At 70.3% G+C, this 12,350-nt stretch carries 10 protein-coding genes; 7 read left to right on the top strand and 3 right to left on the bottom strand.

All coding sequences use genetic code 11. The features are described 5' to 3' along the window. Positions 1-56: 56 nt before the first annotated feature. Positions 57-326 carry a GlsB/YeaQ/YmgE family stress response membrane protein gene (locus tag OV427_RS08550; RefSeq protein ID WP_267855618.1) on the bottom strand — a complete coding sequence of 90 codons (270 nt, stop codon included), beginning with the start codon at positions 324-326 and terminating at the stop codon, positions 57-59. A gap of 223 nt (positions 327-549) precedes the next feature. Here OV427_RS08550 and OV427_RS08545 point away from each other — a divergent pair, with 223 nt between their 5' ends. Beyond that, positions 550-930: a GFA family protein gene (locus OV427_RS08545; protein WP_267855617.1), complete on the top strand. Its 381-nt coding sequence runs from the start codon at positions 550-552 to the stop codon at positions 928-930. A 4-nt stretch (positions 931-934) separates the two neighbouring features. Here OV427_RS08545 and OV427_RS08540 read toward each other — a convergent pair whose 3' ends face one another. Continuing rightward, on the bottom strand, positions 935-1,426 hold the full coding sequence (locus OV427_RS08540) for a hypothetical protein (RefSeq protein ID WP_267855616.1): 492 nt from the start codon (positions 1,424-1,426) through the stop codon (positions 935-937). A gap of 143 nt (positions 1,427-1,569) precedes the next feature. On the opposite strand from OV427_RS08540, the gene OV427_RS08535 reads away from it, so the two are divergent. The 6 genes from OV427_RS08535 to OV427_RS08510 all read left to right on the top strand — a co-directional run bounded on the left by OV427_RS08535 (position 1,570) and on the right by OV427_RS08510 (position 11,273). Next, complete coding sequence (locus OV427_RS08535; protein ID WP_267855615.1) at positions 1,570-2,289, top strand: DUF2652 domain-containing protein; 720 nt, start codon at positions 1,570-1,572, stop codon at positions 2,287-2,289. Between the two features lie 169 nt (positions 2,290-2,458). Beyond that, entirely contained in the window at positions 2,459-5,260 is a 2,802-nt protein-coding gene (locus OV427_RS08530) for an AMP-binding protein (protein ID WP_267855614.1), read from the top strand. Positions 5,261-5,350: 90 nt separating this feature from the next. Continuing rightward, entirely contained in the window at positions 5,351-6,556 is a 1,206-nt protein-coding gene (locus tag OV427_RS08525; protein ID WP_267855613.1) for an exo-alpha-sialidase, read from the top strand. A gap of 20 nt (positions 6,557-6,576) precedes the next feature. Continuing rightward, positions 6,577-6,834, top strand: coding sequence for a MoaD/ThiS family protein (locus OV427_RS08520; protein ID WP_267855612.1), 258 nt, complete (start codon positions 6,577-6,579; stop codon positions 6,832-6,834). Positions 6,835-7,612: 778 nt separating this feature from the next. After that, complete coding sequence (locus OV427_RS50745) at positions 7,613-10,444, top strand: PKD domain-containing protein (protein WP_420718252.1); 2,832 nt, start codon at positions 7,613-7,615, stop codon at positions 10,442-10,444. Positions 10,445-10,610: 166 nt separating this feature from the next. Continuing rightward, positions 10,611-11,273: a LysM peptidoglycan-binding domain-containing protein gene (locus OV427_RS08510; protein WP_267855611.1), complete on the top strand. Its 663-nt coding sequence runs from the start codon at positions 10,611-10,613 to the stop codon at positions 11,271-11,273. A 70-nt stretch (positions 11,274-11,343) separates the two neighbouring features. On the opposite strand, the gene OV427_RS08505 is transcribed toward OV427_RS08510, so the two are convergent. Further along, positions 11,344-12,333 (bottom strand): alpha/beta hydrolase family esterase, encoded by a 990-nt coding sequence (locus OV427_RS08505; RefSeq protein WP_267855610.1) that lies wholly within the window; start codon positions 12,331-12,333, stop codon positions 11,344-11,346. Positions 12,334-12,350 lie beyond the last annotated feature (17 nt).

The raw sequence follows: 12,350 nt of genomic DNA, 5'->3' as shown, positions 1-12,350 counted from the left end.
GCGAGCAGGCTCCGTTCGTTCAAACAGGCCCTGAAATCAGACGCGGCCGGCGCGTGTCAGGCTCTGCGGACCGTGGAGGACCGGATGAGTCTGAGCACCAGGAGCAAGACCACGGCTCCGATGAACGCCACGAAGATGGTTCCGGCGAGCCCGCCGAAGGGCGCCCCCGTGCCGAGCGCCCGGAAGATGAACCCTCCGAGGAACGCGCCCACCACGCCCACCACGATGTCGCCAATGACGCCGTAGCCCCCGCCCACCACGGCCGACGCGAGCCATCCCGCGATGAGGCCGATGACTGCCCACAACAGAATCGTTTCCAGTCCCATCTCATCCCTCCAGCAGGTCCGTTGGAGGGAACATGGGCACGGCACGTCGCCTAGGCACATCCGCCCTCCCGACCGGCAGGCAAGGGGGCAGGCGAGCCTTCGGGCCCGGGCCCCTGGAGAATCAGAGCGGACCCTGAGCCTCGAAGCCCGCCCGCCGCGGTGGTAGATGCGGCGGGCCCGGGCGAGCGAAGGCTCGCCTCCGTGGCGAAGAAAGGAGTCCGCCATGCACAGAGGATCCTGCCTTTGCGGGGCCGTTACCTTCGAGGTCAGCGGTACCTTGCATCCGCCCGATGCCTGCCATTGCTCGCAATGCCGCAAGCAGTCAGGTCATTTCTGGGCGTCCACCGACGTGGCCCGCGCCGCCTTGACGCTCCACGGCGCCGACAAGCTCACCTGGTTCCGCTCGTCCGAAAAGGTGCGGCGCGGGTTCTGTTCCACCTGCGGCTCTTCACTCTTCTGGGACCCGATTCACAAGGACACCATCTCCATCGCCATGGGCGCATTCGACCTGCCCACGGACACCCGATTGGCGATGCACATCCACGTGGCCAACAAGGGCGACTACTACGAGATTGCCGACGGCTTGCCGCAGAACCCGCATTAGGTCGCTACTTCGCGCTTTCGGCCGTCAGCTCCGCCTCCTCGTCAACGACTTCACCGACCTTGACCACCTCGTATCGAGGGAGGGGGTCAGGGAACGGGGGCGTCTCGCCGTACCGTCCCTCGAGCCAGAGCGCGCAGCGCCTCGCCTCCCGGCCACACTTCTGCGCAATTCGCTCGCTCAGCGGGACGCCCAGTGCCAGGTCCGTCACCCGCAGCTCGACAGCTCCGACGCGCGCGCTTTCGAAGCGGCGGCCCGGTTCTCCGAGCTCGATGACGATGGGCAGCCGAAGACGCTTTCCCCGGTGGGCCTCGAGCCAGGCCGTGAGGCCCGCCGTGTCGGTGACGGGCGGCCCCGGTTCGAATGTATAGACGGGCTCCGGGTCGCCCTTGCGCATCGGGCGACGTTCCTTGTCGGCCACGTCGTCTCCCATCTCGGGCCCTCCCTGGGGTGTCGCGCAGCCGCAGAGCAGCATGACGAGCACGGTGCATCGGGTCATCGACTGCCTCCGGCCCGCATCCTCGCACCGGTCATGGGGCGTTTGAACCCCACCCCGTTCAAGGTGAAGGAGGAGGCTCCCTGTCGGGCGGGGCTCGTCACGCTTCGCTCCGGAATGGGCGGGCGGCGCGTTAACCTGGGGGCATGGCCATCCAGCGCTCCATCCTGCTCATCGCGGACATCGGCGGGTACACCCGCTTCATGCGGACCCATCGCATGTCGCTCGCACACGCGCAGGAGATGGTGGCGTCGTTGCTCGAGGCCGTCATCGACGCGTCCAGGCCGCTCAAGCTGGCGAAGCTGGAGGGGGACGCCGCGTTCCTCTACGTCCCGATTGAGAGCGACGCGCAGCTCACCTCCGTCGGGCGGACGGTGGCGGACATCCGCCGCGCGTTTCTTGCCCGGCAGCAGGAAATCGCAACCAACCGGTTGTGCTCCTGCCACGGGTGCGTGGAAGTCGACAGCCTGAACCTCAAGTTCGTCGCTCACGTGGGAGAGGTGGCGTTCCAGAAGGTGAAGCGCCACACGGAACTGGCTGGCATGGACGTCATCCTCGTGCACCGCATGTTGAAGAACGAGGTGCCGGCCCGGGAGTACCTGCTGATGACCGAAGAGCTGCTGCGGAGCCTGGAGCCCGCCCTGGGCCGGTCCGCGCGCTCCCTCCTTCACGACTTCGAGGGCATCGGCCCGACCCAGACGCACTATCTCGACCTCGCGGAGATGGCCGCCGACCTGCCGCCCGCCCTGCGCAAGAGCCTGGCCGCACGCTGGTGGGAGCGAATCGCAATGAACGCGAAGGTGCTTCACTACTACCTCGGGCTGAAGGAGCCCTGCCGGGACTTCCACAACGTCGAGAAGGGCTGAACTCCGCTCCACCCCTGCAGCCGCCGCGAATCCCGCCCCTCGCGTGCTTCCCGCGAGCTCACGAACGCGCCGCTGCCGCCAGGCGTCGGGGCTGGCGGGAGGGCGCTCGAAAGGCGCGGGTGTGAAGCGCTCGCGAGACGTCGCTATTCAATATGGACGGGGGGGCGCCATGGCCGGGCAGGGCTCTCCAGGTACTCAGCAGGCCGTCGAGCGCAGGGTGCTCGACGTGTTGGGCGGCCTCTTGTCCGAGCTCGGCCAGCCGCGCGCCGCGGAGGAACCTGGCGCGGAGGCCCCGCTGGACACGGCGCTCGGGCTGGGCAGCCTGGAGCGGGTGGAGTTGCTGCTGAGGCTGGAGCGGGCGTTCGGCGTCACGCTGCCGGATGACGCGGTGGCCCGGGCCACGTGCGCGCGGGCGCTATCCCGACTCGTTGCCGAGGCGCACCCTTCCGTCGCGGAAGCGCCCCCCGCCCTGCATGCCGCACAGGCCCCTGCAAGGGCGGCCCCCGAGTTCGCCCCCCTCCTGACGGATGTGCTGCGCTGGCACGCGGAGGTCCACCCCGAGCGCACCCACCTCTTCCTGCGCGAGGACGACGGCACGGAGCGCCCGCTGACGTACGGGACGCTGTGGGCGAGGGCTTCGGGGGTGGCCGCGGCGTTGGTGCACGAGGGCGTGGAGCGCGGCGAGCCGGTGGCCCTCATGCTCCGCACGGAGGTGGCCTTCTTCTCGTGCTTCTTCGGCGCGCTGCTGGCGGGAGGCATTCCGGTGCCCCTCTACCCGCCCGTCCGCATGGACAGGCTGGAGGAGTACGTGGGGCGTCAGGTGGGGATTCTGCGCAACGCGAGTCCGCGGGTGCTCGTCACCTTCGACGAGGCGCGCGGGGTGGGGGCGCTGCTCAAGGCCCGGGTGTCCTCGCTGCGGCGCACGCGGACGCCCCGGGAGCTCGAATGGGTGGACGCGAGCGCACCGGCGGTGCACGTGGAGGAGGCGGACGGGGCGCTCATCCAGTACACCTCGGGCAGCACGGGGGCGCCGAAGGGGGTATTGCTGACGCACGGCCAGTTGTTGGCCAACATCCGGGCCATCGGCCGGGCACTGCGGGTGGGCCCCGAGGACGTAGGGGTGAGCTGGCTGCCGCTGTACCACGACATGGGGCTCATCGGCTCCTGGCTGATGCCGCTGACGTACGGGATTCCGGTCACCTTCCTCTCGCCGCTGGCCTTCCTGGCGCGCCCGGCGCGCTGGCTGCACGCGCTGCATGCGCACCGGGGGACGCTCTCGGCGGCGCCGAACTTCGCCTATGACCTGTGCGTGAAGCTGGTGCGCGACGAGGAGCTCGAGGGGTTGGACCTGAGCGCCTGGCGCGTGGCGCTGAACGGCTCGGAGTCTGTGAGCGCGGAGACGCTGGAGTGCTTCACGCGGCGCTTTGCCCCGTATGGGCTGAAGGCGGGGGCGCTCCTGCCTGCGTATGGGCTGGCCGAGGCGGCGGTGGCGCTCACCTTCCCTCCGCCGGGCCGGCCGCCGCGCATCGACGCGATTGCTCGCGAGCCCTTCGAGCGGAAGGGAGAGGCGCGTCCCGCGGCGGAGACCCCGAGGGCGCAGCACTTCGTCTCGTGTGGGAGTCCGCTGCCCGGCTACGCGGTACGAATCGTCGACGAGAGGGGCCGCCCGATGGGCGAGCGGGTGCGGGGCCACATCGAGTTCCAGGGGCCATCGATGACATCGGGGTACTACAACAACCCGGTGGCGACCATGAAGGTGCTGCGCGGCGGGTGGATGGACTCGGGGGACCTGGGCTACCTCGCGGATGGGGAGCTGTACGTGACGGGGAGGAGCAAGGAGCTCATCATCAAGGCGGGGCGCAACCTGTACCCGTCGGAAATCGAGGAGGTGGTGGGGGAGGTGCCCGGGGTGCGCAAGGGGCGCGTGGCGGCGTTCGGGCAGCCGGACCCGAGGGTGGGGACGGAGCGGCTGGTGGTGGTGGCGGAGACGCGCGAGCGTTCGCACGAGGCTCGCGAGCGGCTGCGGGCGGCCATCGTGGAACGGGTCGTGGAGGTGCTGGAGCTGCCGCCGGACGAGGTGGTGCTGGTGTCGCCGGGAGCGGTGCGCAAGACGTCGAGCGGCAAGCTCCGGCGCGGCGCCACGCGAGAGGCCTGGATGAGAGGCGCGCTGTCCCGGGGCCCGGGCGGGGTGTGGGCGCAGTTCGCGCGGCTGGCGGCGAGCACGCTGCGGGCGCGGGCGGGGCGGCTGCTGGGGACGGCGGGGGCGGCGGCATACACGGGGTACTTCACGGCGGTGGTGTCGTTGGCGGCGCTGGTGCTGGAGGTGGCGCTGTGGGTGACGCCGGCGGGGCCGAGGACGGACCGGCTGGTGCGGAGGGGCTCGCGCTGGCTGCTGAGGGGAGCGGGTTGTCCGGTGCGGGTGGATGGTGAGGAGCACCTGCGGGCCGAGGGGCCGTGGGTGCTGGTGGCGAGGCACGTGAGCTACCTGGACTCGGTGGTGCTGCTGGCGGTGCTGCCGGTGGACTTCCGGGCGGTGGCGCAGCGGGAGGCGGGGAGCTGGCCGGTGGTGGGAAGGGCGATGCGGCAGTCGGGACACCTGCTGGTGGACCGTTTCCACGCGGGGCCGGCGGCGGAGGCAGCGGAGCGGGCGTCACGACTGCTCCAGGCGGGGACCTCGCTGCTCGTCTTCCCCGAAGGCACGAGGGCCCGGGGCCCGGGAATGCTGCCGTTGAAGCTGGGAGCCTTCAAGGCGGCGGTGGAAGCAGGCAGGCCGCTGGTGCCGGTGCACATCGCGGGGACGCGGCGCATCTGGCCGAGGGGAAAGCACCTGCTGCGGCCCGGGCGCATCACGGTCGTCATCGGCGAGCCGCTGGTGCCGGAGGGCGAGGGCTGGCCGGAGATGGTGAGGCTGAGGGAGCGGACGCGGGAGGAACTGAGCGCGGGGGCGCTCCTCCGGGCGACCAGGCCGTGAGGCCCCTGGGCGGGCTCGTGCTTCTGCGGGCCGTGCCGTTCCTCTACATTGCGTGCCACCCGAATCTCCCTCTCGGAGGGGCAGCACCTCATGGCCATCACCCGGAAGCTCGCAGCGGGTTTGAAGAAGCGGAAGGCGGCGCCCGAGCGCGCCCCACGGCGCGGCGCCCAGGGCCGCGTGCTGGTGCTCGTCGCGACGCGCAAGGGCGCGTGGCTGTACCACGGCGATGACAGGCGTCGGACGTGGCGCGTGGACGGCCCTCACTTCCTCGGCCACATCATCAGCCACGTCGTGCTCGACCCGCGCGATGGCCGCACGCTCCTGGCCGCGGCGAAGACGGGGCACCTCGGGCCCACCGTCTTCCGCTCCATGGACTTCGGGCGCACGTGGAAGGAAGCGGCGCGTCCGCCGGCCTTCGCGAAGGCGCCAGAGGGCGAGAAGGGCCGCGTCGTCGACCACACCTTCTGGCTGACGCCCGGCCACGCGAGCGAGCCGAACGCCTGGTACGCGGGGACGTCACCGCAGGGGCTCTTCCGCTCCGAGGATGGCGGCGTCAGCTGGGAGCCCGTGTCCGGGCTCAACGACCACCCACAGTACCGGGCCTGGATGGGCGGCGAGCAGGACGGCACGCCGGATGGGCCGAAGCTGCACTCGGTCATCGTGGACCCGCGCGATGCCGCGCACCTCTACATGGCCATGTCGAGTGGCGGCGTGCACGAGTCGACGGACGCGGGCAGGACCTGGGCGCCGCTCGTGCGCGGCATGGAGGTCGTCGAGGGCTTCGACCCGGCGAACGTCGGCTTCCACGACCCGCACTGCGTGCGCCTGTGCCCGAGCAACCCCGACCGGCTGTACCAGCAGAACCACTGCGGCATCTATCGCCTCGACCGGCCGTCGAACGAGTGGACGCGCATCGGGCGCAACATGCCCCGGCGCGTCGGGGACATCGGCTTTCCGATGGCGGTGCACCCGCGCGACGCGGACACGGCGTGGGTGTTCCCCATGGACGGCACGACGGTGTGGCCGCGCACCAGCCCGGGCGGTACGCCCTCCGTGTACGTCACGCGCAACGGCGGCAAGCGCTGGCAGCGCCTGGCCTCGGGGTTTCCGGAGAGCCAGGCCTGGTGGACGGTGAAGCGCCAGGCGATGTGCGTGGACACGTTGGACCCGGTCGGCCTGTACTTCGGCACCACGAGCGGTGAGCTGTGGGGCAGCCGTGACGAAGGCGAACGGTGGACGTGTCTCGCGCGGAACCTTCCTGAAATCTACGCGGTGGAAGCCATCGAGCTGGCCTGAGCCACGGGGGAGTGCGAGTCATGAAGGTGCTGATTCCCAGTCCGCTCCTCTCGTACACGCGCAAGAGCGAGGTCGAGGCCGAAGGCGGCACGCTCTCGGAGGTGCTCGCTGACCTCGACCGTCGCTACCCGGGCCTGCGCTTCCGCGTCGTCAACGAGCAGGACCAGATGCGCCCGCACATGCGCTTCTTCGTGAACGGCGAGCAGGTGTTCGACCTGAATCGCGCGCTGCTCCCCACGGATGCCGTGCAGCTCGTCCAGGCACTCAGCGGCGGGTGAGGCACCACGCCGCGGGCAGGTAGGGCCTCACGGGCTTCCGAGGTGAGCCCCTTGAACGCGAACCCGGCCGCGAAGCCCAGCGCGAGGTTGCGCCCCCCCAGCCCGCGTGCCGGAAGAAGCCATGGCCGCGCAGCCCTCCTCACTCCAGTGAGCCGCCCCCACACCTGCGCGAGGAGGCAGAACGACACGCCCACCGCGACGAAGAGCCCGGGGCCCCCGCTCAGCACCGTCGGAAGGTACGGGTACGCGTCGCGCAGGGCGAACCCCACCGTCGTGAGCAGCAGGGCCTTCAAGGCGGGAGACTTCGCGACGTGCGTGTCCATGGCGTCGGCGCGGCTCCTATCCCATCCCTCCGCGGCCTGTGCGCGCCCATTTCTCCGCGTTGCCGCGGGAGTGACCCGGATCGACTCCGGGTGCGATGGAGTGATGCTCGGGGAAGAGGACCTGGGCTCATGCGGCCCGCCGCATGGGACGGGCGCGCTGGCGATGGTGGCGCGCGCTCCGCTCCGATGAGGCGCGGGCCGGCCGGCGCTCACCGCGCATGCGCCGAGGCCTTCGCCGTTGCGGGGTGCACTTCTCCGTCGACGGCGGACGCCACCGTGCACGTGACGCCTCGCGGCGGGCGATTTCCCTTCCGTGCGAGTCAGGCCCGGGCGCTACGTTGCGTGCCCCGGCCGCGACTCTCTCTCCGCGACCTTCGTCCCTGAATGCGGGGGCCGTGCCCGGTTCGCCGCGCCGCGCGTCACCCTGATGCGTGGCCAGAAGGGGAGGGGACCTGATGAAGCCGACGTTGTCTGCACGCCGGGGCGCGTTCGTCGCGCTCGCGCTGTCGATGCTGGGAAGCAGTGCCTGGGCGCAGGAGCGGGAAGAAGAGGAACGGGAGGGGCGCGGCGGTCCCCGGGATGAGACGCGGGAGATTGAAGAGCGCAAGCGCTGGTTCATGGAGTCGCGCGGGCTGGACAAGGTGCGCGCCAACCCGCGGTCCGAGCGCGCCAGGGCCGTCAACGACCTGCGCCAGCAGCGGCGCGCACGAGAGAACCAGCTCACCCTCGCCGGCGAGGTGTGGACGTCCATGGGCCCGTCGGCCATGAGCATGGGCTCCTGGACCATGGGCCGCGTCTCGGGCCGTGTGAACGCCGTCGTCCCGCACCCGACGGACGAGAACACCGTCTACTTCGGCAGCGCCGCGGGCGGCGTGTGGAAGACCACGAACGCGGGCACCAGCTGGACGCCGCTGTTCGACTCCGTGGGCACGCTGCCCATCGGCGCCATCCTCGTGGAGCCGGCCACGCCCAACAACGTCTGGGTGGGCACGGGCGACAAGAACGGCGGCGGGTGCGCGGGCTACTTCGGCCAGGGCGTCTTCCTGAGCACGGACGGCGGCACCACGTGGGTCGCGAAGAACGGCTCGGGCGCCACCGCGATGCCGCTGTCCATCGTCAACGCCGTGGCCGTGCAGCCGACGAATACCAACGTGGTGCTCGCGGGCGGCGCCGGCAGCTGCACCGGCTCCACCTCCCCTACGGGACCCGGGATGTTCCGCTCGGCGGACCGGGGCGCCACGTGGACGCGCGTGCTCAGCTTCAACGTGGAGGACATCGTCTTCGCCCCGGGCAGCGCGACGGCGTACGCGAGCGTCCCCGGCCAGGGCGTCTACAAGTCCACCGACGGCGGTGCCACGTGGACGAACTCCAGCAGCGGTATGACGCCGTCGGGCACCCGCATGCGCTTGTCCATGGCGCCGAGCGACGCGCAGGTGCTCTACGTGCTGCAGGGCGGCCAAGTCTACCGCTCCATGGACGGCGCGGCGACGTGGACCCTGCGCACCAGTGGCGCGTGCGAGGGCCAGTGCACCTACAACCAGGCCATCTCCGTGCACCCCACGGACGTGAATCAGGTGCTGGTGGGCGCCATCCGCCCGGCGCGCTCGACCGATGGCGGCACGACGTTCACCTTCCTCACCACGACGTGGGGCTCCGGCCAGACGGTGCATCAGGACATCCACGTCGTCCTGTACTCGCGCACCAACGGCAACCGCTTCTGGATTGGCAGCGACGGCGGTCTGTGGCGCACGGACAACGGTGGCACGGGCTTCGTCAACATGAACTCGAACCTGAACGTGACGCAGTTCTACGACCTGGCCGTGCACCCCACCAACGCGGACACCGTCTTCGGCGGCGCGCAGGACAACTCGTCCTCGCGCCGTACCTCGAGTCCCGTGTGGGACCTGACGTTCGTCAGCGGCGACGGCTTCATGAACGCGGTGGACCCCACCAACACGAACAACGTGTTCCAGACGAGCTACCCTTCCAGCAACCTGCCCAGCGTCTACCGCTCCACCACGGGCGGGACTCCCAACAGCTTCAGCAAACTGGCGACGACGGGCATCACCGCCTCCGCGAACTTCCCCTGGGTCACCCCGCTGGCGGTGGCCAGCAACCGCATCTTCGTGGCCAGTGACACGGTGTATCGCGGTACCACGTCCACGAACCCCATGACGTGGACGGCCATCTCGGCGAACCTGGGCGCGCGCGTGGCGGTCATCACGCCCATGCTGACGGGCACCACCATCCCCACCTACGTCGGCACGTCCAGCGGCACCCTCTTCTCCGCCGTGGACGCGGCGGCCGCGAGCGTGACGTGGACCAACGTCACCGGGAACTACCCGGGCGGCACCGTGTCCGACGTGGCGATGACGCCGAACAACCGGCTGCGCGTGTTCGCCACGCGCGCGGCCTTCGGCGGCAACAAGCTGTTCCGCTCGACCAGCGGCGGCACGACGTGGTCCGCCGTGGGCGCGGGCCTGCCCAACGTGCCGGCCAACAGCGTGGCCATCGACCCGGTGGACACCAACCGCGTCTTCGTGGCCACCGACGTCGGCGTGTACGAGAGCACCGACGGCGGCGACAACTTCGTGCCGTTCTCCGCCGGCCTGCCGCTGGGTCTGGTCGTCATGGACCTCGAAGTGGACGACGTGCCGCACGTCCTCGTGGCCGGCACCTACGGCCGTGGTGCGTGGAAGGTGGACCTGACGGGCGGGGCGGCCAACCAGTCCCCGGTGGCCAACTTCAACTTCACCACGAGCAGCCTGACGGCCACCTTCAGCGACACCTCGACGGATGCGGATGGCACCATCGCCTCGCGCAGCTGGGCCTTTGGCGACGGCACGACGTCGAGCGCGACGAGCCCGAGCAAGACGTACACCGCCGCGGGCACGTACGCGGTGCAATTGACGGTGACGGACAACGTGGGCGCCACCGGCACCGCGACGCAGAACGTGACGGTGAGCACCGGCTCCACCTGCCCCGGCACGCGCTACACGGGCACGTTCAGCGGTGCGAACGGGCAGACGCAGATCCACCCCGGCGGCACCTACTACCAGAGCACCGTGAGCGGCACCCATGCCGCCTGCCTCACGGGTCCGGGCGGCACGGACTTCGACCTGTACCTGGACCGCTGGGACGGCGCCGCCTGGGTGCAGGTGGCCGCGAGCGAGAGCTCCACGGCGGTGGAGAACATCTCCTACCCGGGCACGGCCGCGTACTACCGCTTCCGCGTGGTGAACTACTCGGGCGTCGGCGCGTACGAACTCTTCATCAGCAAGCCGTAGTTCCGGAGACCCGGGCGGCGGGGGCCATTCCTACCCGTCGCCCAGGTTCTTGATTTTACTCGGGATTATCCGGCCAGAACCCATGAATTCGGGTGAATTCCAAGAGCTTGGGAAATTCCGCGCAACTCCGGGAGGGCCGTGGCGACAATCGCTCCAGGAGATTCCCATGTCCACCTACCGCATCCGCTCCGGCGACACCCTCTCGGCCCTCGCGACCCGTTTCAAGACCAGCGTCTCGGCCCTGGCGAAAGCCAACAACATCTCCAACCCGAACCTCATCATCGCGGGGAAGACCCTGCGCATTCCCGGCCACGGCGGGAAGGACAGCTTCGAGGGCACCAAGGGCGGCACGAAGAGCTCCGGTGGCACGAAGAGCTCTGGCGGTACGAAGGGCGGCGGGAAGACCGAGGGCAGCAGCGGCGCCTCGGCTCCGGGCAAGGCGACCCCCGCGATGCGCAAGCTCGCGGAGGCGGGCCGCGCGGCGGCGATGAGCATCGGCGGCTACAACAGCCAGGGCCTGTGCGCCACGGGCGTGAGCAAGGCCATCCAGAACGCCTTCGGCTTCAAGGTGTGGGGCAACGGCAACCAGATTGACAACAACCTGCCGCGCGACAAGTTCAAGCAGGTCAACATGTCGCTCGAGGAGGCGCTGAAGATTCCGGGCCTCGTCCTCACGTGGGAGAAGACCTCCACGGCGGCGGGCAGCAAGTACGGCCACACCGCCATCACCACCGGCGACGGCCGTTCGTCCGTGAGCGACTTCATCGAGCGCAACACGCTGGGCGCCGGTGGCCGCACCGGGCTGAAGATCTTCATGCCGACGATGTAGCTCCCGCCGCACGGCGGAGCACCGTCGCAACCGTCGCCCCCGGGGCTGTCGACCGGGGGCGACGTCGTGTCTACGGCGCGTCCAGCGCGTGCTGCCGGAAGAAGTCCCACATGAAGGTGGTGGCGTCCGGCCCCGAGGGGTCCGCGAAGGGGTAGCGCGAATCACCCCCGGGCCAGGCGTGGCCCATGCCCCGGACTTCGAAGTGTCTCGCCAGCAATTCGCCGCCGTAGACGTAGTCCTTCACGGTGTAGGTCCGGCCCCCGGGCACGCTGGCGCTCCCCGTCCAGGTCGGCACGTAGCGCACGCTGTCGTTGCTCACACCGTCGTCGCCGTAATCACTGGTCTGCAGGAACTGCCGCACCGCCTGCTCGCCATTGATGGGGTTGACGACGTCGTCCTCGGTGCCGTGCATGACGAGCACCGGCACCGTCCGGCGCGGCCGCCCCGAGCACACCCACGCGTCGCGGCCCCGGTCATCCGGGTGGTAGATGCTGCCGAACGACATGGCCCAGGCCGTGCCTGAAATCGTCGTGGCCGCCTTGTACATCGCTCCCGCGCCCACCATGCCGGCTGCGAAGACGTCCGAGTAGCAGGCCAGCAGTGTGCCCGCCATGACGGCCCCCGCGGACACCCCGCCGATGTACACGCGGCGCGCGTCCACCGCGTAGTGCTGCTTCACCAGGTCCACCATGCCGACAATCAGCGCCGGCTCGCCCGTGCCGCGCTCCTGGTTGCTCCCGAGCATGAAGTTCCAGCACTGCGTGGGATTGGCGAAGAGCGCCTGGTTTGGATAGAGCACCAGGAACTTCTCCGCGTCCGCCTTCACGTTCAGCCGCGTCAGGCCGGCGAACTGGTCCGGGTTCTGGAGGCAGCCGTGCAGCGCCACCACCAGCGGGAGCTGCGCTCCGGCCTGGTAGCCCTCGGGGACCCAGAGCTGGAAGCTCCGGCCGCCATGGGCGCCGGCTACCCAGGCACCGGCCTGGGCCGGCGCCCCCGTGAAGATTGCGAGACACACGAGCAGCATCCGCGCGAGCGCGCCAACACTCCGACTCATCGACATGGGCCTGCCTCCTTCGG

Origin of the sequence: Pyxidicoccus sp. MSG2 (assembly GCF_026626705.1) — a bacterium.
GTDB lineage: Bacteria > Myxococcota > Myxococcia > Myxococcales > Myxococcaceae > Myxococcus.
The sequence above is the reverse complement of the archived record's forward strand: the minus strand, read 5'-3'. Positions and strand labels throughout refer to the sequence as shown.